The following is a 23,009-nucleotide window of genomic DNA, read 5'->3' on the forward strand; positions in this document are numbered from 1 at the left end:
CAAAATAAACTCCTGTTCTTATTGGCGTCACCCCTCCGCCATACGCCCAGTCCTTGGCATCATCAGACCAAGCGAGTGGTCATCGCACCCGAGCACCTTCCAGCGAAATCGTAGACACCGTCCGATATCAAACTCGATCGGGGGGCCGGTCTAGGCAAAACATTTTCCATCGATGTGCGAGCTGCACACCACTAAGCGTTCTCCATATGCTGCGATCGGAAACCCTACAACGTTCGACAACTTTGAGACGTCATCAGGGAGGTTCTGACTGGAGTTGGCAACATTGCTAGAACCTCCCTGACGTCCTTTCAGCAAGGATCAGGAGAATTTAATGCGGATCGTGCCGAGGGAAAGCCGGACTTAAGTCCGGCTGGCGACGTCAGGACACGCTGCTCATATGTCATGTGAGGCAACGCGAAGGTCCGTGGAGGGGCCGAACAGAAGGGGAAAATGAAGCTCGGCCCCTTCCGCGTCCACGATCGCCACGATCGAAGCAGCGCTTGCCGCCGATCCGGAGATCGACAGCAGCGCCATCGAGATCAGGATGCTCGGTCCTGTCTTCCTGCTCGAAGGCTTTATAACCAAGGCTGTGGACCGCGACAAAGCCATCTCGCTTGCCGCGATGATCGTCGGCTGGGAGAAGGTGCAGGACCGGATGCTGAGCCGTTCTCCCACTCAGTAGGCGGATCCTGAGCTAGGACCAAGGTCGGACCGGCGGTGAGAAATGGTGCCCGAGATGCAGTATGCGGTAAAACTCCCACTGCTCGTCCCTGGAAAGGCGATCACAGATTGGGGCGGCGCCTTCGAATAACACCGGTTACCGCGCAAAATGCCCAATTGAACCCATCAGACCAAGGTCCTAGCTCTGGAACGCCGTTCGCGCCGGGGCATTTACCTTGTCAGAGTCATGAGCAGGAGGTATCGATGCCGACGGAAATCTGGCAAACGCCTATCGAGATCGCGGTCGGGGGCGGGGATCACTTCAAGAGCGTCAAAAACAGCCGCGAGGCCCTCGCGACCCTCATGACCTGTTGGCCCGAAAAGGGCGGCAAATCTTTCGCCATTGCGAAACGTGCCTGCATGAAGTCGCTCAGCGGAGAAGCGGAGCATGCCGCGGCAGCACGTGCCTTTCTGGAAGCGGCGATCGAAGTGGGTATTCTTCGCTCTTAGAGACCGCACAACACTTGCGCTCGTGGGCCACCCGCTCGATTTGAATTTGGATCGCCTCACGAGAGCGCTGAACTGGAGAAGCTTCGTCTTTCGATGCGCGTCACCGCGAGGCGCACCAAATGGTCGAAGCGCGCACACTCTTCGAGCGCATCCGTTCAATTCGACCCCGGTTTGGAAGGCGCGAGACCTGCTCCGAGATCGAGCAGTGCGTCATCCAAGAGAGGAGGCTAGGCTTCCGAGACCCGCTCGCTGAAGTCGGATGAGCCTAATACCCTAGCGGATAGAATCTTTGGCCATCCCATTGGAAAGCCTCTCGACGGAGCTGTCGGGCCTCCGAGCCTTCGGCGACGACTTGCAGGTTCAAGCCGCGCGCCAGGACATAATCGCCCGCACAATCGCGGTCACTGCGAAAGCTTCGCCGATCACCGTTCCCTATTCGTCGTCGACGACTTCCGTATCCGGACGGTCGCCGCCATCGGCATGTTCCGTCTGCCACCGACCATCGGCGAGTTGATAGGAGATTTCGGCATCGCGGCCTTCAATATGCTGACGCTGGGCTGCAGATTTGGCGGCGGCGAGCGCGCTATCGTGATCCGGATAGGTCTCCGACCAGACGTCCCCCAAACGGTAGCCGTAGCCGCCGTCATGCTCGCCGACGTGGTAAGTGATAGTGGCCATGCAGTTGTCCTCCTTGGCGTCGATATCAAGTTAGAGCGGAGCGCCAATATTCCAATCGCGGGGTCTCGCGCAATGGGCGGCAACCACCAGTCCGCAGGCTTATGAAGAGAAGTTTGACGACGGCAGGGCGCGGGGTCTGGTCAATCATCACCTGTCTGACGTCGGTACCACTGCGCATAAGCGTCGCGCTCGCCAGGCGCTTCCGCTCCGCTTAAGGCAGGTTCGGATCCGCCTTCCTCCAAAGGCGGCCCCTCACGACGATGTAGCGCGTCCGGCGTCTCCAAGAACGGCTTCTCCTTCGTCAGATACCATCCTCCAGCCTCGACGGGTCAACTATCCCGAGCCTAGACAAGTACGGCCGCTCGTGCCCGTCGACGAGGATCATCTCGGCGACATCGCTACGGTCCACGCGCCTGGGGTATTCGGCGACCGGCTGACGGTCGTAGACAGCAGATGCTCCGCCGTCGATCATATACAGGTTCAGCATCGACGTCGTACCGCGGGAGCGGCGGGCCTGGAGATGCGAAAACAGGTTCCGAGCGTGCGCTAAAGCCGGGCGAACCCATCGCGGGCATGATCGGGAGGCGGCCGGCTCGACGGGAACGACACGACGGACTGTCTTCTGGAAGAGCAGGTCGTCCGTCCTCGCCGATGGTTAGCCGAGCGTGGACTTCAGCCGTCGTCGAATTCTCGCAAGTTCCAACGGTTATGGCAGCAAGATTCTCCATCGACTGGACTCCGAACGGGTTGGTCGTCGTGTTCCATATACGAAAGCCCAATTGTCGGTATGAATATGCAAAAAGGGTGATCGCCGTCGGCCTTTGTAAAGCGAGATGAACGGTTCACTCGGCGGCTTGACGGATAGGGTACTCTCCTGGGAACTCCGCGGGAGCGATGATCTCGAATTCCGTCGGCATGGCGTGCTGATCTGTTCCCAGCAGCGCCAACGTCCAGTAGTCCGGATCCTTGCCGAAGACCGTAGAGACCTGAACGACCGTCGTTCGTCCATCGAAGTACTTCGAGGATTTCGCCCAGTAAAACGCACCCGGTACCAAACTTGCTGCAACCATCACGCCTACTCCACTGACTCGTGGACAATAACAGAAATCCGGGAAATGAGAATGCCTAGGAACGTTCACGTCGTCATCTGGTGGATAAGGATCACCCGTCAACCCGGCCGGCTTCCAATTTCGCATCTTCGCCTGTCGACCCTCCGGCTCAGAGACGGTACGGCTACGAAGGCGTGACCGCTGTGGATCGGGAGCTTGCAGCCATCCTTCCCACCGATGTCGCCGGCTTCAGCCGCCTCAGGGCGCTGGACGAGGAGCGCACGGTCCGTGCACTCAATTTGTGCCACGGTCGGATTGCCGAGTTGGTGCGCGAGCACGGTGGCCGTATCTTCGGGCAGCACGAGTGACGGCCTTGTCGCGGAGTTCCGAGCGCTGTCCAGGCGGTCCGGTGCGCGATTGGAGTCCAGCGCGGCGTTGTCAGCCTCTCGCAAGACCTCCCGATCGATCGGCGCTTGAAATCTCGCATCGGCGTTAATCTTGGTGACGTGGTTGTGGCGACCATTCGCTAGGCGATGGCGTCAACATCGCGGTGCGCCTGGCCGCCTCGTCAGGTATCTGCATATACGGATCGGCACGCGAACATCTCGACGACTTACGCGTGGTCGAAGGGACGGTTCGCCGGGGAAGGGATCGGCTGCGTATCTGCGTGCGACTGGTCGATGCCGAGATACGGACCCAGCTTTGGCCCGAGCGCTATGATGGCGCGACTGAGGACATCTTCGACTTCCAGGACAGGATCGCGGCGCATCTCGCGGGCGCAATCCATTTCGACTCCGCCTACGACAGCCATCCGGCCATTGCGTGGCGGGCTAGGTCGTGAAGAGCCAGATCATGAAGTCGGTGAGGGGGATTTTCGTCGCAGACATGCCACGTTCCTTCCTTCGAGATTAGAGGCCGCTTGCCACCAAATGGCATGGCGTCGGCACACATGCGCCGACGAGTTGTGACTGCAGCGGATTCGTGCCCTCGCTGATCCACTGTTAATTCGCTTGACCGCCCTGCGGACCTGGCTTCAGTGCATCGACCTTGGTTACGACACGCTCCTTAACGGCATCGTGGGCATCTGAGGCGATCGAAGCGGCCTCTTCGTAGACCTCCGTCGCCACCTCTTTGCCTTGGTCGACAACGTCGAGGGCTTGAGCGCTGAGCTTGTCTGTGGTCGCGTCGGAAGCCTCGCCGAACACCTCGTCTTCAGTGTCGGTGTGCGGCAACGCTGCGCCGATAGCGGCTCCGACGGCGAAAGCCAGAGCGCCCCCAACCAGCGGCTGATCGCGGAACTGCGTGAGGATTATCTCGTTGAGCTTGCTGGTTTGCTCTTGGAGACTTGTCGCCGCTGAAGACGATTGGGTAGACAGCGAGCTCGCGGCCGCGGACGCACGCGCACTCATCCCGCTTGCGGCGCTTTTTGCCTGCTCCCATCTCTCCGCCGCCCAGCCAGTCGCCGCGTCGAACATCGCACCCGTCTCGTCGGTGATCTGATCGACGTGTCTGCCGGTGGCATCCGCGAACCCGCGATAAGTCTTACCTGCTTCATCGACGAAGTGACCCGCACGGTGTCCGCTTTCATCGGTCAGTGCCTTAAGCCTCTTGCCAGAGCTGTCTGCGAAGTGACTGTAGCGGGATCCGTTCTGGGTCTCGGGTGGGCCAAGACGACGGACCGTGCCGCTCGCCGGATATAGCGGATACTCAGGTTCGGGCTGATGGCTGGCAGCCGGGCTTGCGGGGGTCCCCTTGGCCATGAGCCACGCAAGGCTCACACCCATCAATGCGACGGGCAGTGGATTTGCCTTCAGCGCTTGGCCGAGGTTGCTAACATACTCTCCCCCGCCGCTGCCCTTTGCGTAGGCAAGGACCTCATCGACCAACTGGCCTGGCGACATCCGTTCTTGAATGGCGTCGATGCGATCTCCAATGCGCTGGCGATCCCGATCGATCTCTCGCTGAAGATCGGCGGATGTTTTTTCGGTTGAAGTTTCCATCAGATCTTTTCCTTCACAACGTCGACGTCGCGGCGAAGCGAGGTCGCGGTTCGATCCAGTTTCATGTTGCTTCGACGAAGTGCGGTGAGGCCTCGAGAGACCATCGCCCACGCGATGAGGGCGATGAACACGCCGACGATAAGGGAGGCGAGCGCACCGGCGCTTGTTTCGGTCAAACCCTGAGTGACCAGGAAGGCCGCAACCCCGGCAACCAGGGCGCTCAGCAGGACGCCCACGGCCCCCACCGCCAGGACAAGGCCGAACATGACCACTTCTACGCCGTTGAGCGCTTGCGAGAACTTTTCGGACACCTCGGTCTTCGCGAGATCGATTTCCTTGCGCAACAGACCCGTGACATCGGCGACGAGACCGCCAATCAGTTCTGAAAGGGGAGCAGTCTCGGGAGATTTAGCCATTGGTGTAGCCTCCCGTCGTAGATGATCCCGTAGGCGTCGCCGGGGATGTCCGCCTCTTTGCTTGTGATGGCGCTCGCTTGGCGGAAGCCGTCAAAAATCTGCTTGCGCTCAATCCCGCAAGTGCTGCAATGCCAAGAAACGCTAGCGGCTGCTTGCGGCCGAATTCCTCAGCCATCGCCGCGATTTCGCCGATGTCTTTGTCCTGCATCTGGGTCGCGAAGCCTTGGAAGCTTCGTCCGATCTGCTTGGCATAGCGTCCGACCTCCGGTTGATCGGATGCTTCAAGTTCAGCGCCAACTTTCTCAAGCGCCTTTGCCACGCCGCCAACCTGGCGGGCGGCGAATGTCGTTTGATCGGAAACCACCTCTTTGACCTTCTCGACCGCGGTTTCGGCGCCTTCTTTTATGGTGTTCTTGGCGGCGGTCACGTCATCAGCCAACTTTTCCTTCAATCCCGCGAGTGACGCGGAAGGTTGCGGTGACGACATTGCATCTTTAGATTGTAGTGATGTCTCGGATGACGGCCGTGCCCTGCCATCCATTTCTGTGAATTCGTTTGACACTGAAGCCTCCCATGACTGAACCAGCGGCGATTGCCGCACCCACGAACCTTGAGTGGGCGGCTTTGTTCCCGACTCCGCCCGGAGCAATTTTTTCCAGCCTCACCGTAGTCATTGCTGATTTTGTTTGGTCAACGCGCGGAGTTGGCATTTGGGGACGTTGTCGGTATCTTCGTGGGGCCGTTTCCGATCGGGTTTACTTTCGAGGACGGTTGCGTCGGTCGCCGGCACTCCTGACATGGCAAGATAGGCGCCACTCAGCATCACGACGATGCCAATCACATCCATTGCGGTGATCTGCTCGGCGAAGACTGCGGCGCCAAGGGCGACGGCGATCACCGGTGACACGAAGGCGTAGCTGCCTGCGCGAGATGCGCCGATATCCCGCAAAAGGCGCATGAAGGTCGTGTAGCCGATCAGCGAGCCGAAGATCACAAGGAAAAACCAGCCGAGCCAAGCCACCGTGCCCCAATCGCCCGCGAGGGCGGAAACTGCCCCCGGTTCGAAAGCCAGCGCTGCAATCAGCAGCACGATGCCTCCGACCAAGGTCGTCACACCTGAAACGAACAAGGCCGGATAGGTGCGCAGCAGTGGACGGGCCAGCACCGAGCCGTAGCCATAGGTGAAGGCCGCTGATGCAACCGCCAATCCTCCCCATAGGCTCGCGCCTGGGAAGGCTTCGGGAGCCGGTGGACTTACTTGGGCGGAGGCCGGCCAGAACAGGACGACCAGTCCACAGACCCCCAGAACGATCGCAAGGATGCGACGGCCATCCAACTTCTCTTCGTTGAGGACGAGAGCAAACACCAGGAGCGCGATGGGGGTAAGCGACATTTCCAGAACGGCGGCAGTGCCGGAATCGATATATTGCATGCCCCAGAACAGAGGGCCGTAGCAGAGCGTGATCATCAGGATGCTGACGACGGCGAAGCGAAAGCCGTCTTGCACCTTGAAGCGAGCAGTCTCGCCTTTGGCCAGCGTGTAGAGAAGAAGCAAAATGCCGGCCGCGGTGAAACGGGTGCCGGCGAACAGGAGAGGCGGAACGGCCTCGATGCCCGCCTTCGTTCCGATCCAGGTGCTCCCCCAGATCATGCACAGCATGAGAAAACGCAGGTGATTTTTGTTGACGTCGGCGAGCATGAGGGGCTCCGATCATTGTAACGAGTAAAATTAATTTATCTCGTTACAACCCGCTCTTGTTCAAATCGTTCCGCGGAACGATATTCACGTCATGGACACGCAAAAGACGATCGATGACATCAGCCTTCTTGGCGGTCATCCGGCACTCGACTTCGTCAACACGGTCGATAGTCGCGGTGGACGTTGGGGGCCGGATTTCCTGAATAGCTACGACGACCTCGTGGCGTGGGCCCATCGTCTCGATGTGATCGACGACAAGGAACGCGACGCCTTGCTGGTCAGGGCTAACAGATCCAGGTCGGACGCCGAAAAAGAACTCGGCCAAGCAAAGGCCCTGCGTGAGGCCCTATGCCGACTGTTCCTGTCCGAGTTTGATGAAAGCCAAATTAGTTCGAATGATCTCAAGCTTGTCGCCGACATGGCCAGACGTGGCCTGTCGCAACAAACATTGGGCCAGGTTGGAGGCACCATAGAATGGCGTCGCTCGGACGCCAAGGACTTGGATGCGATCAGCAATCGTATCGCCCTGTTGGCTGCCGGGTTGCTGACGTCGCGAGACGAACGCCGTCCTGTGCGCGCGTGCCAAGGTCGAAATTGCGGCTGGCTTTTCCTGGACCAGTCTCGCGGCGGTCACAGGCGATGGTGCTCGGATAAAACCTGCGGATCAAATGCAAGAGTGCGAAAGTTCCGGCTGAGGTCTACTTAACGAGGATAGCACCACGCACGCCGCGCACATGGGCGTGTCCAAAGGAAGCCCGCGTCGTTGCTAACCACCCGCTATGTCGCAGCGTTCCCGGCCCCTCCAAAGCGGGCCGGGCGTGGCTTCAGCCTTCGCAATGGTCGCGGCAGTGGCGTTGTTCTGACAATGGCAGGACGGGACTGAACAACCGGCGGCCAGATCGTTCCCGCCGTCATTTCGAGGTGAGGCCGCGGATCCGCGTCAAATGCATTCGAAGGTCCGGCAGGATCTTTGCAGCCGTCCGCTTGAGTTGCCCGTCCGGCCCCTGCTTTGAATAGCTGTCGAAGAGGCTCACGGCTTCTTCGTGGGCGGTCACTTGAGTGGAAAGATAGGCCTGATCGAGATTGGCGGCGTCGCTTTGCCGGAGGGCATCCAGTTTCGCAGTGTACTCTGCGTTGAGATCGGCGGGCAGTTCGATGCCGTCGTGTTTCGCGGCATCATTCAGAACAGGCCCGGCCTTGCCGTGATCCCTGATCATGTCATGCGCGAACTGTTTGGCGTCATCAGCCTTTCCGCTCGCGATCTCGATCTTCGCGGCCTCGATCTCGAACATGTTGGACATGGCGGCCTTCGCCGCGAAGTCGGTTGCGTGCTGCTTGACAGCGTCGTCTGCTGCCGTGGCGGAAAATCCAGTCAAGTAGACCAGAAGAGAGGCGAGAACGATTCTCATCGATGTCTCCATTACAAGAATTGCCGTCTCAACCTCAGCGCACGGCAAATGTTCCGGAGATGTTTGCCGAGCCGCGATCAGCGCTGCCCTTCGGCGAAAAGTTTTGGAACTTCCGCATCGGGCCGCGGTTTGGTGCGGTTCACCCTAGGGAGTTTTATGATGACGAATTCGAACCACCAGTCGCAGCGCCAGCCCGAGCAGGTGACCGAGAGCGCGACAGACGCGAGACAGGGGCGATACGGCAAGCCTGTGCTTACGGTACTCGTCTGTGGTCTCGTGCTGGCGATGGCTGCCTGGGGGGCGGCCGAGATCTGGGGAGAAAGCATCGACACCGACACGAAATCCACGGCATCGACGGCCCCCGATCCAATCAACGCCCAGCCTCACGGCGCCGGAACGTTCGACAACAACCCGGCTGGCGGCGGTAGCCGGCCGCCCGAAGCTACCGATCGCGATCCTACGCCTCAAGGCAACGGCGGTGGTCCGACCATGGTGACGACACCCAGTGGCACTGAGAAGATTCGCTAGTGCAAATGCCCTTTGACGCATGCCGGCGGAGTAGAGCTATCCTCCGGTGACCCGACCCGACTAGGAAGAAATGCGATGGCACGAATGATGACGAACCGCGCACGACTGAGCGCAGCTTTGTAGCCACATCCTGTCTGGCGCGAGGACGTGCGGGTGGGTCGACCTGGTAGGCGCTCCGATCGAGACCGACACGAAGGATACCGGCACGAAGGCTAAAGACGCGCCGATGATAGACAGCCCGCGCATGCTCAAAAGGTGGGGCCGGTGTCGATATGAGGTGCGGCTCGATGGGCCATACAATAGCCGTCGGCGAAATCCTGAAGACCTCTTTCGCGAACTTCGCTGCGAGAATTTCGAAATGGCGGCTTACAAGTCGCTGTTGACTGTCGCCGAAGCCGGCGGCCACGGCGCAGCAACTGGCGCCCTTGAGGCGAACCTTGCTGAAGAGAAGGCGACGGCACGGTGGCTTGATGAAAATATTGTCTCCGTGACAACCAAGTTCCTTTCGTCGCGAAGCTGGCGAGAAAGCCAAGGTCTGTGGGAACAACGATCGTCCGGCGTGGTTAAATACCAGCGGATCGGCCCGGCGTCTCTTGAAGTCGGACTAGCAGTATCGCTGATCGGCCTCTCTTCCTTGGCCGGAAAGAGACGGCGCTCCGGCAACGGAGCGCCGATGCATGTCGGAGAGGAACGATCATGACGACGCGGCGTTTACCCCGCGCAAGCCCATGCCACAGGAGGTTTAAACATGGCGACCAACACCACCAAAACCCTTGATGACCTTTTCCTTGATACACTCAAGGACATCTATTTCGCGGAAAAGCAGATCCTGAAGGCGCTGCCGAAAATGGCCCGCGCCGCCCAGTCCGAGGAAGGCAAGGCAGGTTTCCTGCAGCACCGCGACGAAACTCAGGCGCAGATCGAACGCCTGGATCAGGTATTCGAGCTTCTCGGCAAGCCGGCACGCGGCAAGACCTGTGAAGCGATCCAGGGCATCATCGCCGAGGGTGAAGAGATCATGGAAGAGTTCAAGGGGTCGCCGGCGCTTGACGCCGGTCTCATCTCTTCGGCTCAGGCCGTCGAACACTACGAGATCGCCCGTTATGGCACCCTCATCGCTTGGGCAAACCAGCTCGGCCTCAAGGATGCCGTTCCGCTGCTTCAGGCAAACCTTGCCGAGGAAGTAGCGACCGACAAGAAGTTGACCCAGCTCGCACAGGCCTCTGCAAACGCCAAGGGCAAGAGGGCGGCCTAGGCGGCTCGACGATGATGCAAAAAGGCCGTCATCGCTGGCGGCCTTTTCCTATCTCTGCCGCCGTGATCAGATCATGATTTCCCCGCCGGTCACCGGGATGACGGCTCCGGTCATGTAGCTGCCGAGATCCGAAGCGAGAAGTACGTAGGCGCCGGCAAGTTCCGCGGGCTGTCCAGCCCGCCCGATAAGGGTATTTTCTCCAAATTTCGCAGCTTTTTTGGCCGGCATCGTCGACGGAATGAGCGGCGTCCAGATGGGGCCGGGCGCGACCGCGTTGACGCGAATGCCTCGTTCACCGAGCATCTCGGCAAGTCCCGCCGTGAAGTTGGAAATAGCCCCTTTCGTTGAGGCGTAAGCTAGCAGCTGGGGTGACGGCTGGCGCGACTGGATGGACGTGGTGTTGATGATGGCACTGCCGCGCGCCATGTGTGGGATTGCCGCCTTCGCGAGAAAGAACGGTGCGTAGATGTTTGTGCGAAAGGTCTCGTCCCACTCTTCGGCATCGATATCGGCGATGTCGGCATAGGTGCGCTGAAAGGCGGCATTGTTCACCAAGATGTCGATACCGCCCAACTCATCGACGGTCCGCTGCACGAGCATCTTGCAGTGATCCTCCGACTTGATGTCGCCGGGGATTACAACAGCTTTGCGGCCTGCGTGCTTCACCCATTTCGCGGTATCATTGGCGTCCTCGTCCTCGCTTAAATACGAGATGACCACATCGGCGCCCTCCCGAGCAAAGGCGATCGCCACGGCTTTGCCAATGCCCGAATCCGCACCCGTAATAAGAGCAGTCTTGCCTTCGAGCTTTCCGTTTCCCCTGTAGGATTTCTCACCATGGTCTGGCACGGGCCGCATGGCCGCTGTCTGGCCCGGCGGCTCTTGTTGTTGCGCAGGATAGGGCGGTGTCGGGCGGAGCGTGTCGTCGGTCATCGTCATGATCTCCTTGATGGTTGCGAGAGGCAAACATCAAGAAGCGGTAAGGGTTCCCGGCAACTTTTCTTGGAGCCGCGGTCGGAAGTGTCGTGTTCGCGGAAATGATGGCGGCCTGGCGCGCTTCGATCTTGCATGCCGGCCGCTAGACGCGTTCAGGTGTCACTAGCTTTCGCGCCGCCAATAGGATGCTGCCCAAAGCTTGCGAACTCTTTTGCTCGTTCGCGTATCGCAGCAACCAAGGGAGCAAATGGCGCCCGTCCTCCCTGGGCGACATCGGCGGAGAGGAGGCCGTTCGCGCAAGGCCGATCATCATCCCAGCCAGGATGATTGACGATCGGATAAAGGCACAAACCTTCCAACGGCACGCCCGAGCGGATCGCGTCCAGAGCTTGGTCGGCGACGTAGTCCAACCAGGATGCGCGACGGTCATCCTCGATGCCGGTCTCGGCAATAAGCATCGGCTTGCCGTAGCGCGCGAACGTTTCGACCAGAATTCGGCTGAGGGGCTTATAAAGCGGATGCCCAACGTCGATCGGCCGACCGCCGTGAATCCACTGGTTATTGGAATAGTAATTCACACCGAGGATATCAAGATAGCGTTCGCCGCCTCCGATCTGTGGCCACATCCTTCCGCCAATCAAGTCCCAGGCCTGGAACTGCGATTGGCGATGTCCTTCGGCGGTATGCGCATCGTGGGGACGCGACGGGTCCGCGACGACATTGATCACCGGCTCGCAGTGCACGAAGCGGGCCCGGGCATCCACTGAGATGATGGCATCCATCGCCGCGATGGCGGCGCGTGCCATCTGCACCTTGAGTTCGAATCCGCGCCCATTGGCAAATGGGTTCAAATAGCCGACGTCACCACCGCCCCATGAGAAAAACGAGATCTCGTTGACAGGGCAATAAAACGGAATGCCGTCGCTCTCCTCGCGGACCAACTCGGCGCAAGCACGTGCGAACCGCGCGAAGCGATCGACGAAGCGCGGCGACCAGATGTCGAGATCGTCGGGCCAGCCATAATGCAGGAGATCCCAGACAACTTGGGTCTTCGTTAGCTTAGCCGCCTGGAGCATCGGACGGATGCTCGACCAGTCGTATCGGCCATTTTTTTCAATCAGGTGCCATCGGAAGCCATCGCGAACAGTGGTGAGTCCGAAGCCTTGAAGTTGGCGATAGTCCGTCTCGGCATGGCGATCATGACCAGTCGCGGCGATTAAGTCGAGTCGATTGCCCTGCGTCTGACCGTTTCTTGGCCGGAGCCGATGGCTCGAACATTCGAAACCGCCTTGCAGGAATGATTGGAACAGACCTGTAGGACGCGCTGCCTTTCGCTCTCGATGGACATCCGCTAGAAGTCGCTCCCACCGCGGCAGCACTGCCTCGACGGAGTAGTCCATCTCGACCTTCCGTCGCAGGGCGGTGCCGAGTGCGTGACGGCGCGCGGGAGACTCGATAAGCGCGATGATATTGTTCGCGACTATGCCTGGACTGCGATGGGGCACGAAGACACCGGACAGCCCGTCATCGATCTGCTGCATGGCACCGTTGTCAGGCGTCGCAATCACCGGGAGGGAGGCTGCCCCGGCCTCGGCGATAACATGCGGCATGCCTTCGCCGGATGACAGCCAAACGAATATATCGAATGCGGCAAGCAGGGGCGGGATATCACTCCGGTCGCCGAGAAACTGAAGCGTTCCATCGAGCCCGTGCCGGGTGGTCAGGGCTTTGAGCTGCACGGCATATTCCGGCTGGAAGGCATCCGGCCCTCCGACAATAACGAACCGTGCACTTTTCGTGGTGGCATGAACCAGCGCGGCGGCCTCGATAAAATCCTCGACGTTCTTTTTGGGATCGAGCCGGCCGACCCAACCGATGAGAACCTCATCTGTCGCGATCCCGAGACCCGCTCGTGCCCGCTCCCGATGTGCCGGATCGAAGGCCGAGAGATCGATCATCGAGGGGATTTCCAAGGCATGACGGTCGCGCCCGGGCATTCGTGACGCGGCCGCGTCACGGATCGTGCGGCACACGCCCACATAACGCGCCGTCAGATGTTTGGGGCCGGCCAAGGCCTCTGAGACCAGCCCGCCATGTTCAATGAGGGGCGGGCGAAGATGCAGTCGCTCCAATGCCGGATAGATGTCCGCTACGTTCTGACAGGAAACGACAATGTCGTAACCCGAGATTTTACCGGCGAGATATTTTACCGTATCCTCGAAGGACAATTCGTAGGGCGTCGTATCGACATCGATCCCCAGCCCTCGAAGCTGCCGGTGTGTTTGCTCTGGCATGCCGGGTTTCCGGAAGCAGGCCACGACGTCGAGGCGATAGCGACGGCGGTCGAGATTCTTGGCAAGCAGCCGGACTTCCGTCTCCTCGCCCCCGACGACCAGCCAGGCGAAAACGAAAAGGATCCGCAGGGGAGATGGTTCAACCGTCATTCGCCGACCTTGAATATAACCTGGAGGAATTCCGGCCGGTTCTCGATCAGATCGACGAGGAAAGCAGGCGCTTCGTCGATGGGCACGATGTGAGTGATCATGTGCTCGCGGATCGCCGCACCTTCCGTCTTCAAGAGGTCGAGCGTTACGCCTGCAAGCCTTCGACGGTCCCACCGTGGGGCGAGCCCGCGGGGGACGCGGTTGATTTGCGCGCAGCGGATGTTCAGGCCGTTGTGATGGAATTCTTCCCCCAGCCGCAATGAGCTGGCCCCGTTCTGGTAAAAGGCAAGATCGATCACGGTGCCTTGTGGGCGCAAGGCCTTGAGCGCCGTGTGCAGGCTACCCGCATGAGCGCGCGTCTGAAACGCTACATCCGCGCCGCGTCCCATGGTGCCGTCGTGCCAGCGCGCCTTGGCATGCTGCCAGGCTTGATCCTCGGCCATCGCCATCAATCCCATCGCCTCCGCCTTGCCGCGGCGAAATTCGGAGGGATCTGTGATCACGATGTCCGATGCGCCGAGCGAACGGGCAAAAAGCGCCGTCATCAAACCCACGGTACCCGCGCCGAGGACGATTACCGTTCGCCCGCAAACGCCCGCGCCGAGTGCGGGCACGGTTGCGCCAAATGCTTCCGCGTCGGCATGGAGGATGCCGTTGGCGGCGATCGGTCCCATCTGCGCGACAAAGACGCCGAGCAGCGGATCGAGGTCCGGCGGCAGCATGACAAGAAGATCGTGTGAGGGGTCGGCAGTGTGCCCAGTCTTGTGCGCGTAGCTTGCCGCGAGCAACTCGCCATCGGCAAAGCCGCGCGCGCGCGATTGCGAAACGCGTGCGACCTCCATGTACCCGAGGAAAGGCACTGGATAGTTAAGGTCCGGCTCGTTTTCGATGAAGACGCCGCGTTCGCCATCAAAGCGCGCGCGGAAATAGGGGTTGGTGTTCTTCAAGAACGTCAGCTCCGTCCCAGCGGAAAGACCGGTATAGAGCGTGTCGAGCCGCACATGTCCATCGGCGGGCGGGCCTTCCTCGTATTCCAAGAAATAGGCTCGGCCCGGCGCCTCGATGCCGAGCGAGCGGATTTTGCGGTGCCCAGGCCGCGGTTCTTGAGACATCTCGGCACGTGGTTGCGCCAGCAAGGGCGATAGCTCGCTTCGCTTTAGAGCCGGGGCGTCGAGGTGTACCGGCTCCCCGCTGCGTGCCGAAGATACGACGGCCACCGCAAGCCGGTGGGTGGCTAGAGCATCACCATACGGGCAGCGAATGCGGTTTTCACCACCCCGGACGGCGTCGATGAAATCGCGGTCTTCGCGCCATACCGGATCGCCATCGGCGCTTCGCACTGGGCGTCCTCTTCCAACATCCACCATGATGTCGCGATCGGTCAATTCGATCGCCAGTCGGTCGGCGAAGATGTGCAAGCCGACGCGGTGGCTCCAGCCGAGAAGGCAGCTCGCGGCGATATTGGCGACCACGCCCGTTTCGAAGGTCAGGCTAGCTGTCGTGACCGTCGGCACATCGAGGCCGGGAAATTCCACCCTTTCCTTGTATCCCGCCCGGCCGTATACGTCGGTGACCTCGCCCACGAGGAAGCGCGCGAGATCAAGGAGATGCGTCGCCTGCTCAACCATCTGGCCGCCGGATTGATCCTTCTTCCACCACCACTGCGGGGGAGGCGTGGAATCCAGCCAGTATCCCGACAGCAGTTGCGCTGGGTTATCCGCCAGCAGGCTTCGGGCTTCATCGACGATATCGAGATAACGCCAGTGATAGCCAACGCCAGTAATCAAGCTGGCCTTCGACACGCCGGCTGCGATCTCTTCCGCCAGCGCCAGATCGAGCGTGACTGGCTTTTCGACAAAGAATGGAATGTTGCGGTCAATGAGGTCCTGTTCCGGCTCGCCATGGGCGAAAGGCGGAATGCAGATGTAGACCGCGTCGAGCCGTTGCGTGTCGAGCATTTCACGGTGATGGCTGAAAGAGCGGGCGCCAAAGCGCATTGCCGCCGCATCCGCACGGGGAAGGTCCAGGTCGGCAAAGGCGACGAGTTCGACGTCGTCGAAGCCGGTTAGGATATCAAGGTGCCGATGGGCGATGCCACCCACGCCGATGAAGCCCAGCCGCGTTTTTCGCATCTCGGTATCCTTTTGTTTTTGATCCGCATGTGGGGTGAGGAACCGCTCGTAGACGGCGCCGGTCTCATCAGCCATTCGGCGGGCGGAAAAGTTGCGCTCGAAACGCGCGTGGCCGACTCTGCCGGTGGCCTTTAGATGGGGATCGCTCAATGCCTGATTGACGACAGCGGTGATCGACGCTGGGTTGCCGGGCTCCGCGAAATAGGGATGATCACCGCCCAGTGCCTCGACGGTTCCGCCGATCCTCGTCGCGACCACGGGGACGGCAAGCGACATCGCCTCGAGAACCGCGAGTGGAAGGCCTTCGAAGAGCGAGGGAAGCACGAAGAGATCGGCGATCGCCATGATCTCCGCAACATCCGCCCGGTGCCCCAGAAAGCGAACGTGACCAAAGGCTTTTAAATCTTCCGCCAGGGTTTGGACACGATCTTCTTCTGGACCCGATCCGACAAAAAGCAACACCGCTTTGGGGTGAGTTCCAAGTATGTTCGGCAAGGCGCGGACAAGCGACACGTGATCCTTCTGCTCGGTGAAGCGGGCGACCGTCAGCAGCACGGTTTTATCCACCAGGTCGAGCGCTCGCCTTAGTTCAGCCGCTGCTCGCGCAGGCGAAAGTGGAAAGATGCCGTTGCGCACGACTGTCAAACGCGACGGCGCGACGTTTGCATCGCAGAAGCTTTCACGCGAGGCTTCGGAAACGACGATGTGATGCGACAGCCTCCCGGTCTCGCGCCGGTAGAGCTCGATCTGATCAGGATCGGTGAGCAGATATGGCAAATGATCGGTGCGGATGATCGGGATTGCCAGGGCATCCGCGGCGGCGGCTAGGCGGTGTCCCTCCCATCCGATTCCCGCATGAACGTGCAGAAGATCAATACTGGATCGCGCCAACCACTGCTGGAATACGCCCGCATCTTCGCTTAGCTTGATGCCAATTCCGTGGCGCGCAGCCCGCGGCAACAAACCGGTCCTGTCCTCGGTCAACAGGGCTATTGTGACATCCCACCGTTCGCTCAAAGCCCGCCCGAGAGCAAGCATGTGTTCGCCCATCCCGGACGGTTCTGCACTGTCGGTCGCCAGTAGGATGTGCGGCCTCCTATTCATGCCGCGCGCCGGCAAACGCCTTGCCGGCCTCATCCCGGAGCTTCAGGCGTCGGTAGGTCGCCAGTGCTTGGCCGACGACTTGATCCATATTGTAATATTTGTAGGTTCCCAGCCGCCCGACGAATGTCACGTTGGTCAGCGCGCGGGCGAGAAGCTCGTATCGTCTATAAAGTGCCTGGTTCTCAGGGCAGGGGATCGGATAATAGGGATCGCCGTCTGCACGGGCATATTCATAGCTGATGCTCGTCTTTGGGTGAACCTGGCCGGTCAGATGCTTGTATTCAGTCACGCGCGTGTAATGCACCTCCTCGGATGGATAGTTGATAACGGCTACCGGCAGTAGCCGTCTTACGTCGTGCGTTTCATGGTGGAATTCCAGACTGCGATATGGCAGCCGACCCAAACAATGGCCGAAATACTCGTCGATGGGCCCAGTAAAGATCGTGTGGCTGGCCGGCCCATCCTGCTTCAGATCGGCGAAATCCGTGCCGACCATGACCGTTATGTTTTCATGGTCGAGCATGCGTTCGAACATGCGCGTGTATCCATCACGCGGCATGGCCTGGAAGCGGTCGAGGAAATAGCGATCGTCGGTATCGGTGCGGGTCGGCACTCGTGCGGTGACGGACTTGTCGAGCTTCGAGGCATCAAGGCCCCATTGCTTGCGCGTGTAGCCTTCGAAGAAAGTGCGATAAAGCCCAGAGCCGATTTGAGATGTGACGACGTCTCGTGATGTTATCACGGGGTCGCAGGGTTCCGCCCGGTCGGCCAGGAAGCGTGCGGCCGCGAATTCGTCCGTCAGGTCGAGGCCATAGAGCGCGTTCAGCGTTGTGCGGTTGATGGGGATGGGAAGCCGCAGGGCGCCGACCTGTGCAAGCACGCGATGCTCGTAGGGACGCCATGCCGTGAAGCGCGAGAGATAGGCAACCACATCCTCGCTATTGGTGTGGAAAATGTGCGGGCCATATTTATGGACGAGGATCCCGGCTTCATCGTAGTGATCGTAGGCGTTTCCGCCGATATGAGGCCGCTTGTCGCAAACAAGTACCTTCCTCCCACCATCTGAAGCAAGGCGTTCCGCCAGCACCGAGCCGGCAAATCCTGCACCGACGATCAGATAGTCATAGCTTCCCGGCGCGGGCCGTAGGGTGCGAACGGAAAATCTTTGGGGCAGGCCAGGGGACAGAACTTTCTGCGCTGCGGCCTCTTCGACAAGCGCCGACATCCTACGGAAGGTTGTCTCCCAGGATGATCGGGCTAAAATTTCATCGACGGCTTGCAGCCATGTCTGATCATTGCGGGAAATATGAAGGGCAGCATCGCAGGCCTCCGTAAAGGCTTGTGGGTCATTGGCCAGGAAGACGCCTGGCACATCGCCATACCCGCGGACCACGTCGACAATCTTGGTTCCGACGATCGGCCGGCCCGCGGCGAGGTATTCAGGAGTTTTCGTCGGACTGATAAATCGGGTGGCATCGTTCAGCGCAAATGGCATAAGCGTCGCCTCCCAACCCGAAAGGTAGGCCGGCAGATCGCCATAGGCTTTCTGACCGAGATAGTGGATGTTGGCTGCTCGCGGCAAATCATCCGGTGAAATCTTCACGATCGGCCCGAGGAAGATGAAGGAATAGCCGGGCCGCGCCGCAGCTGCGCTTTCGATCAGATCCAGATCGAGCCGCTCGTCGATGACGCCGTAGTAGCCAAGGCGTGGATGAGGAATATCGACTTGGTCCCAGGGTTCCGGCAAGGCGTTCCGCGCCGTGCGGAAGTGATGGCTATCGACGCCGGATGGAAATGGGTGGATGTTGTCGTGCTGGTCACGTTTCGCTTCATACAGGCTTATCCCACCAGTGAAGACGACGTCGGCGGCGGCAATCAACGTCTGTTCGGAGGCCTTGAGGTTGGCGGGCGCGAACTTGAAGTTCGCCAATTCGTCCATGCAGTCGTAGACCACCACCACCGCATCGACATGCCGGGCGAAAGCAAACATCAACGGGGTGTAGAACCAAAGGATCGGGCGCTTTCCGCCATACAGCGTGATGAGTTCGTCAAGCAGTTTGCCAAGAGCGGCTTCACGCTCGGCCTCGCTCCACCCATTTGGAATGCGCGGACGGACCGCCTTGACGCTTGTCCCCTCGAACGGATGGATCTCCAGATAGGCAAGAGGATGGTCGGTCGGGATGAATTCCTCAAAGAAGAACACTGGGCGCTCCCGCGAGAATCGCTGCATCAGATGCTGGGGCCTCTGGAGCACAAAATCCCATCGAAGATGCGAGAAGCAAATGAGCGGAGCGTCTTGCGGCAAACCGCAGCCGGACAACGGCACAGAACTCAGCAGGTTCATCAAACACCTCGCAACCACGATGGCCCCCGAACCTGCGATTGCGGCGAATGTTCCAATCAATTTGGCTAAGTTATCTCGATAAGGCTCTTGAGCGTCCGGAGGCTATGCGGCCATGTCCAGTTATCCAAGACGACCTGACGTGGATCGAAGCTTTGCAGCCCTCCAAGCATGTCGCGGATACCCGCGTGAAATTCATCGGCCGAGGCAGCGCGCCCCGTCTTCGGCGTGATGTATTGCAGTCCGCACCTCAGCTCACTGTTTGCAAGAACGGGTATTCCAGCCAGCATATACTCCGTCAAAATGGCCGGCGCGCCATCATCGACGCCGCAAACGACGCCGATCCGGGCCTGGTTCATAAGCCTGTTCACTTCGGCAAATGGTACACCGGGCGGATCGATGAAATCGACGTCGATGTTGAGTTCTCCTGCGTGCCGGCGTAGCGCTTCCATCATCTCGCCATAGCCGCAGACGCACAATGCACGCAGCGAACGGGGCAGTTGGCTCAGCGCGTTGAACAGAATGTCATGCCGCTTGTAAGCCTGAGCAGCAGCGACGTAGATCACGTCATAGATCTTTTCCAGACCCAGAGGCCTGAACGTTACCTCAGAAGCAAACTCCGGTCCAATCGGCATAACGGCGACGCGCTTGTCGGGATATAAAACGCGCACTGCTTCCGACTGCCAGGCGGCGCCGGTGAGAATAAGGTCGAAATGGCGGCTCACCTCAGATGGCACGCGCAACGCCGGTGCGTCGATCGAATTGTAAATTTTGAAACTGTCGGGGCAGGCCAGCAATATGTCTTCGCTAACGCCAAGGCCCCATACGCACAAGATTGACGGTGGTCCGAAAGCCTCGATATGGCCCAGCATATCATTTGATGCGAATGGCGCTTCAGGCCCATTCATCTGGAACGACCGGCGCGTCAAGAACGGACTGCCATCGGGCCGATGCATCTTTGGCGATGCACCTCGGCTGTGGGTCCAAATTTCGGCGCGGTCGGCAAGGCCTCCTTTGAGAGCTGCAAGAGGGAGCCGCTCGATGTAGCCCCCCACGACCTCGACGTTCTGTCTCGGGGTGACGGTCATCTCTGGGAGAGGCCCGCGATTTCCCGACAACCATTGCTGCCGAAACCAGGCTATCGTCTTGAATTGGGCGTCGCGCCAATCGCCGTTCTGGAAGTCGCTGATGACAACTATTCGGCGTGGTATGTTTGGTGCTTGCATCGCAACCATTTTCGTTGAAGTCCCGCGTTGGAAGCCGATCTAAGTTTGCATCTCATTTGCCGTGAACCCCTCACTTAAATGCGCCTTCGCCCCATGTTGAACATGCGGCGGCTAACGATCGCCGATAGAAAAGCGCGCGGAAATGGCCACTGCGCGATGGTGACCTCAGGAAATTTCTTGATGTCGGCCAGTCACCACGAAAACATGGCGAGAAGTGATTTAAACCCGACAAAATCTCTTCATGGACCACCTGCAGGGGCGATCTGCATTTGCGCAGGCTGGGATTTATCCGCTTGTCCGGGAAGGGGTTTCTGGTCGGTCGGGCGTTCATCTGCCGGGGCTGCCGGCATCTGCGATTGAGGGGTCGAACCCGTCCTTTCGGTTCCGATGCCAGGATTCATATCGGCGGTCCCGCCCGCCGTCGCATCAGTCGAGACTTGCCGATTTGCCGAAACCTGGTCCGTGCCGATGGGCTGCGGCGTAATCTTGCCGTCGGACGAAGCAACGCGCCAGACGGTGTTGCCGGCGTCATCTGCGACGAGCAGAGCTCCCGTCCCGTCGATCCCGACTCCGACCGGCCGTCCCTTCGCTTGGTCGTCCTGGATAAAGCCCGTGACGACGTCCTGCGCCTTGCCGGATGGCTTCCCGGCCTCGAATGGTACGTACACCACCTTGTAGCCATTGAAGCTGTCCCGGTTCCAGCTGCCGTGCTCTCCGATGAAGGCGCCATTGGCGTAGGCGGCCGGCAGCGCTGAATTCATCGAGAAGGCCAATCCAAGGGCCGCGACATGGCTCGACAGGGCATAATCCGGTGGCGTCGCCCTTTCGACCATGTCCGGACGCGGCGGATGCACGCGCGCATCGACATGGTTGCCGTAATAGCTCCAGGGCCAGCCGTAGAAGCCGCCTTCCTTAACCGAGGTCATGTAATCGGGAACGAGGTTCGGACCGAGTTCGTCGCGCTCATTGACGACCGTCCAGAGCGAACCTGTCTCAGGGTTGAAGGCGAGGCCGTTCGGATTGCGCAGACCTGAGGCGAAGACGCGCGCCGCGCCGGTGTGCCGGTCGACCTGCCAGATCGCTGCACGGCCCTTTTCTGCTTCAAGCCCATTCTCGACGACATTGGAATTCGAGCCGACCGAAACGTAGAGCATCTGCCCATCGGGGCTGAGCGCCAGATCCTTGGTCCAATGATGATTGATCGGACCACCGGGCAGGGGCGTGATGGTTTTCGGTTGGGCGGTGATTTCATTCTGCCCAAGTTCATAGGGGTAGGCGAGAATGGCGGACGTCGAGGCGACATAGAGCGTGTTGTCGACCCAGGCGACGCCGAACGGCGAATCGAGTTTCTTCAGCAGATCGTGCCTCTCATCCACCTTGCCGTCGCGGTTGGCGTCACGCAGCAGTGTGATGATGTTGCTTTCCTTCTGCTCGCCGCCGTCGCCATGAGCGATGGACATGATCCAGCCTCTGATCAAATCCTTCGGCCGGGAGGCCGGTTCGCCTGACGGGCCACGCGCCTGAACTACCAGTACGTCGCCGTTCGGCAAGGTGTGGACTGTCCTTGGATTGGCGAGGTCCTTGGCATAAGCAGTGACCGTCAAACCGTTCGGTGCGGCCGGCGTCTCACCATCCTTCCAGCCAACGACCTCCGCTACCTTCAGATCAGGCAGCAGGGAAGGGGCTGGATCTGGGAGCACGGGGTTCGGTCCGATCTGCTGAGAGATGTCAAAATCTCCGCTCTGGGCGTAAGCCGCAAGACCGACGCCGACAGATATCGACAGAACCGAAGCGCCGAGAATCTGGGACTTCTTCATCATATCCTCCAGGCCAGTCTGGCATATTTGCGGGCGGAAATTGCCGCGGCCACCAGGCACAAGACAAAGGTGACGGCCGAAAGCATCAGTCCGTATGGGACGACGGCCGTCCATCCATCGCCGGCATGGATAAGGTTGTTGGCAAAGGCGAGGCTCAGTATGATTAGATAGAGGAGGGCGGACAGGAACGGCGGCCGTAAAGGGCGCGTGCGGCGACGCATCAGATCCATCAATCCGGCCAGAATCGCAAGCGAGCCCAACATAAGCCCAGCGAACAGCAACCATGCAGAGAAATTCTGCCACATCAGATTGCCGGTCTGCCAGAAAGCGATATCGGTCGCAAGCGCGAGCGTGAAGCAGACGAAGGGAAACGGGACAAAGAGCGACTGAAGCGGATAGGCGGCCGAGTCTCGATTGCTTGTAGAAGATATAGCCATGGATGCTCCGTGAAACTGAGAGCTGGGAGATGCCTATCCAACCCGCGGCGAGAGCATATGGTTCCGTTACGGTGCGTGCTGCACGAACTGCCCGCCTGAAAGAGCATGGTCGGCCCCAGCAGAGAGCGAAGAAGAAAGTGCTCCTTAGCCAGCCGGGTTGCAGCTCAGCCGACTTGTTCGATGGAGAGCGGGCCGGGCGGCAGGGCTCGATCAGCGACTTGGCCGAGAAGGCCGGATCGAGCCAATCGGCCCAGGCGTCCCGTTCGAGAATAACAGTTTGCCGGTCGTGATATGGCGCAATGTCTGGCCTGAACTCCATCGTCCACAAGCGGCGTTCGGCGCCTCCGAAAATATTCCTTCCTCATCAT

21 protein-coding genes and 2 pseudogenes are annotated in these 23,009 nt (G+C 59.9%); 7 read left to right on the forward strand and 16 right to left on the reverse strand.

Annotation, left to right across the window (positions count from 1 at the left end; translation table 11 throughout):
- Nucleotides 1-466: 466 nt before the first annotated feature.
- Nucleotides 467-682 (forward strand): annotated as a pseudogene (locus tag AC2444_RS35730) (BON domain-containing protein); the annotation flags it as partial.
- A gap of 242 nt (nt 683-924) precedes the next feature.
- Nucleotides 925-1,170: a DUF982 domain-containing protein gene (locus AC2444_RS35735; RefSeq protein ID WP_003554756.1), complete on the forward strand. Its 246-nt coding sequence runs from the start codon at nt 925-927 to the stop codon at nt 1,168-1,170.
- Between the two features lie 432 nt (nt 1,171-1,602).
- Here AC2444_RS35735 and AC2444_RS35740 read toward each other — a convergent pair whose 3' ends face one another.
- From AC2444_RS35740 to AC2444_RS35750, 3 genes are all read right to left on the reverse strand, one after another.
- The gene (locus tag AC2444_RS35740; protein ID WP_003554754.1) at nt 1,603-1,848 is read right to left on the reverse strand and encodes a DUF2188 domain-containing protein; all 246 of its coding nucleotides are present in this window, start codon (nt 1,846-1,848) and stop codon (nt 1,603-1,605) included.
- A 301-nt stretch (nt 1,849-2,149) separates the two neighbouring features.
- Complete coding sequence (locus tag AC2444_RS35745; protein ID WP_128405693.1) at nt 2,150-2,335, reverse strand: hypothetical protein; 186 nt, start codon at nt 2,333-2,335, stop codon at nt 2,150-2,152.
- Between the two features lie 355 nt (nt 2,336-2,690).
- Complete coding sequence (locus AC2444_RS35750) at nt 2,691-2,918, reverse strand: hypothetical protein (RefSeq protein WP_003554751.1); 228 nt, start codon at nt 2,916-2,918, stop codon at nt 2,691-2,693.
- Nucleotides 2,919-3,091: 173 nt separating this feature from the next.
- Here AC2444_RS35750 and AC2444_RS35755 point away from each other — a divergent pair, with 173 nt between their 5' ends.
- On the forward strand, nt 3,092-3,265 hold the full coding sequence (locus AC2444_RS35755) for a hypothetical protein (protein WP_245460407.1): 174 nt from the start codon (nt 3,092-3,094) through the stop codon (nt 3,263-3,265).
- 245 nt (nt 3,266-3,510) lie between these two features.
- Here AC2444_RS35755 and AC2444_RS35760 read toward each other — a convergent pair whose 3' ends face one another.
- From AC2444_RS35760 to AC2444_RS35780, 5 genes are all read right to left on the reverse strand, one after another.
- Nucleotides 3,511-3,684, reverse strand: a complete 174-nt coding sequence (locus tag AC2444_RS35760; protein ID WP_017997545.1) for a hypothetical protein — start codon at nt 3,682-3,684, stop codon at nt 3,511-3,513.
- A gap of 214 nt (nt 3,685-3,898) precedes the next feature.
- Entirely contained in the window at nt 3,899-4,897 is a 999-nt protein-coding gene (locus tag AC2444_RS35765; protein WP_012760348.1) for a DUF3618 domain-containing protein, read from the reverse strand.
- A complete protein-coding gene (locus tag AC2444_RS35770) occupies nt 4,897-5,313 on the reverse strand; it encodes a phage holin family protein (RefSeq protein WP_003554747.1) in 417 nt (138 codons plus the stop codon). The genes AC2444_RS35765 and AC2444_RS35770 overlap by 1 nt, the downstream gene beginning before the upstream one ends.
- Nucleotides 5,306-5,875, reverse strand: coding sequence for a nutrient deprivation-induced protein (locus AC2444_RS35775; protein ID WP_128405694.1), 570 nt, complete (start codon nt 5,873-5,875; stop codon nt 5,306-5,308). Before AC2444_RS35775 ends, AC2444_RS35770 begins: the two co-directional genes overlap by 8 nt.
- Nucleotides 5,876-5,983: 108 nt before the next feature.
- Nucleotides 5,984-7,012 carry a DMT family transporter gene (locus AC2444_RS35780; RefSeq protein ID WP_128450100.1) on the reverse strand — a complete coding sequence of 343 codons (1,029 nt, stop codon included), beginning with the start codon at nt 7,010-7,012 and terminating at the stop codon, nt 5,984-5,986.
- A 91-nt stretch (nt 7,013-7,103) separates the two neighbouring features.
- On the opposite strand from AC2444_RS35780, the gene AC2444_RS35785 reads away from it, so the two are divergent.
- Nucleotides 7,104-7,718 carry a CGNR zinc finger domain-containing protein gene (locus AC2444_RS35785; RefSeq protein WP_012760346.1) on the forward strand — a complete coding sequence of 205 codons (615 nt, stop codon included), beginning with the start codon at nt 7,104-7,106 and terminating at the stop codon, nt 7,716-7,718.
- A 205-nt stretch (nt 7,719-7,923) separates the two neighbouring features.
- On the opposite strand, the gene AC2444_RS35790 is transcribed toward AC2444_RS35785, so the two are convergent.
- Complete coding sequence (locus tag AC2444_RS35790) at nt 7,924-8,421, reverse strand: DUF4142 domain-containing protein (RefSeq protein ID WP_012760345.1); 498 nt, start codon at nt 8,419-8,421, stop codon at nt 7,924-7,926.
- Between the two features lie 159 nt (nt 8,422-8,580).
- On the opposite strand from AC2444_RS35790, the gene AC2444_RS35795 reads away from it, so the two are divergent.
- The 3 genes and pseudogenes from AC2444_RS35795 (at nt 8,581) to AC2444_RS35805 (ending at nt 10,204) form a co-directional block, all read left to right on the forward strand.
- Nucleotides 8,581-8,949, forward strand: coding sequence for a hypothetical protein (locus AC2444_RS35795; protein ID WP_012760344.1), 369 nt, complete (start codon nt 8,581-8,583; stop codon nt 8,947-8,949).
- A 284-nt stretch (nt 8,950-9,233) separates the two neighbouring features.
- Nucleotides 9,234-9,485 (forward strand): annotated as a pseudogene (locus tag AC2444_RS35800) (DUF892 family protein); the annotation flags it as partial.
- 212 nt (nt 9,486-9,697) lie between these two features.
- Nucleotides 9,698-10,204, forward strand: coding sequence for a YciE/YciF ferroxidase family protein (locus AC2444_RS35805; protein ID WP_003554734.1), 507 nt, complete (start codon nt 9,698-9,700; stop codon nt 10,202-10,204).
- A gap of 66 nt (nt 10,205-10,270) precedes the next feature.
- On the opposite strand, the gene AC2444_RS35810 is transcribed toward AC2444_RS35805, so the two are convergent.
- The 7 genes from AC2444_RS35810 to AC2444_RS35840 all read right to left on the reverse strand — a co-directional run bounded on the left by AC2444_RS35810 (nt 10,271) and on the right by AC2444_RS35840 (nt 22,641).
- On the reverse strand, nt 10,271-11,137 hold the full coding sequence (locus AC2444_RS35810; protein ID WP_012760343.1) for an SDR family oxidoreductase: 867 nt from the start codon (nt 11,135-11,137) through the stop codon (nt 10,271-10,273).
- Nucleotides 11,138-11,292: 155 nt separating this feature from the next.
- The gene (locus AC2444_RS35815) at nt 11,293-13,584 is read right to left on the reverse strand and encodes a glycosyltransferase family 4 protein (RefSeq protein WP_012760342.1); all 2,292 of its coding nucleotides are present in this window, start codon (nt 13,582-13,584) and stop codon (nt 11,293-11,295) included.
- Nucleotides 13,581-16,820, reverse strand: a complete 3,240-nt coding sequence (locus AC2444_RS35820; RefSeq protein WP_012760341.1) for a glycosyltransferase — start codon at nt 16,818-16,820, stop codon at nt 13,581-13,583. Before AC2444_RS35820 ends, AC2444_RS35815 begins: the two co-directional genes overlap by 4 nt.
- A complete protein-coding gene (glf, locus tag AC2444_RS35825; protein WP_128450101.1) occupies nt 16,813-19,164 on the reverse strand; it encodes a UDP-galactopyranose mutase in 2,352 nt (783 codons plus the stop codon). The genes AC2444_RS35820 and glf overlap by 8 nt, the downstream gene beginning before the upstream one ends.
- 65 nt (nt 19,165-19,229) lie before the next feature.
- On the reverse strand, nt 19,230-20,396 hold the full coding sequence (locus AC2444_RS35830) for a glycosyltransferase (protein WP_012760339.1): 1,167 nt from the start codon (nt 20,394-20,396) through the stop codon (nt 19,230-19,232).
- A gap of 230 nt (nt 20,397-20,626) precedes the next feature.
- Entirely contained in the window at nt 20,627-22,204 is a 1,578-nt protein-coding gene (locus tag AC2444_RS35835) for a PQQ-dependent sugar dehydrogenase (RefSeq protein ID WP_128405698.1), read from the reverse strand.
- Nucleotides 22,204-22,641 carry a DUF2231 domain-containing protein gene (locus tag AC2444_RS35840; protein ID WP_003554719.1) on the reverse strand — a complete coding sequence of 146 codons (438 nt, stop codon included), beginning with the start codon at nt 22,639-22,641 and terminating at the stop codon, nt 22,204-22,206. Before AC2444_RS35840 ends, AC2444_RS35835 begins: the two co-directional genes overlap by 1 nt.
- Nucleotides 22,642-23,009 lie beyond the last annotated feature (368 nt).

This window comes from Rhizobium sp. WSM1328 (genome assembly GCF_057653715.1).

Excerpts from the sequence above, each read along its gene's own strand:
- AC2444_RS35735 (WP_003554756.1), top strand. The coding sequence starts at position 925 with ATGCCGACGGAAATCTGGCAAACGCCTATCGAGATCGCGGTCGGGGGC.
- AC2444_RS35740 (WP_003554754.1), bottom strand. The coding sequence starts at position 1,848 with ATGGCCACTATCACTTACCACGTCGGCGAGCATGACGGCGGCTACGGC.
- AC2444_RS35745 (WP_128405693.1), bottom strand. The coding sequence starts at position 2,335 with ATGCTGAACCTGTATATGATCGACGGCGGAGCATCTGCTGTCTACGAC.
- AC2444_RS35750 (WP_003554751.1), bottom strand. The coding sequence starts at position 2,918 with ATGGTTGCAGCAAGTTTGGTACCGGGTGCGTTTTACTGGGCGAAATCC.
- AC2444_RS35760 (WP_017997545.1), bottom strand. The coding sequence starts at position 3,684 with ATGGATTGCGCCCGCGAGATGCGCCGCGATCCTGTCCTGGAAGTCGAA.
- AC2444_RS35765 (WP_012760348.1), bottom strand. The coding sequence starts at position 4,897 with ATGGAAACTTCAACCGAAAAAACATCCGCCGATCTTCAGCGAGAGATC.
- AC2444_RS35770 (WP_003554747.1), bottom strand. The coding sequence starts at position 5,313 with ATGGCTAAATCTCCCGAGACTGCTCCCCTTTCAGAACTGATTGGCGGT.
- AC2444_RS35780 (WP_128450100.1), bottom strand. The coding sequence starts at position 7,012 with ATGCTCGCCGACGTCAACAAAAATCACCTGCGTTTTCTCATGCTGTGC.
- AC2444_RS35785 (WP_012760346.1), top strand. The coding sequence starts at position 7,104 with ATGGACACGCAAAAGACGATCGATGACATCAGCCTTCTTGGCGGTCAT.
- AC2444_RS35790 (WP_012760345.1), bottom strand. The coding sequence starts at position 8,421 with ATGAGAATCGTTCTCGCCTCTCTTCTGGTCTACTTGACTGGATTTTCC.
- AC2444_RS35795 (WP_012760344.1), top strand. The coding sequence starts at position 8,581 with ATGACGAATTCGAACCACCAGTCGCAGCGCCAGCCCGAGCAGGTGACC.
- AC2444_RS35805 (WP_003554734.1), top strand. The coding sequence starts at position 9,698 with ATGGCGACCAACACCACCAAAACCCTTGATGACCTTTTCCTTGATACA.
- AC2444_RS35810 (WP_012760343.1), bottom strand. The coding sequence starts at position 11,137 with ATGACCGACGACACGCTCCGCCCGACACCGCCCTATCCTGCGCAACAA.
- AC2444_RS35815 (WP_012760342.1), bottom strand. The coding sequence starts at position 13,584 with ATGACGGTTGAACCATCTCCCCTGCGGATCCTTTTCGTTTTCGCCTGG.
- AC2444_RS35820 (WP_012760341.1), bottom strand. The coding sequence starts at position 16,820 with ATGAATAGGAGGCCGCACATCCTACTGGCGACCGACAGTGCAGAACCG.
- glf (WP_128450101.1), bottom strand. The coding sequence starts at position 19,164 with ATGAACCTGCTGAGTTCTGTGCCGTTGTCCGGCTGCGGTTTGCCGCAA.
- AC2444_RS35830 (WP_012760339.1), bottom strand. The coding sequence starts at position 20,396 with ATGGTTGCGATGCAAGCACCAAACATACCACGCCGAATAGTTGTCATC.
- AC2444_RS35835 (WP_128405698.1), bottom strand. The coding sequence starts at position 22,204 with ATGAAGAAGTCCCAGATTCTCGGCGCTTCGGTTCTGTCGATATCTGTC.
- AC2444_RS35840 (WP_003554719.1), bottom strand. The coding sequence starts at position 22,641 with ATGGCTATATCTTCTACAAGCAATCGAGACTCGGCCGCCTATCCGCTT.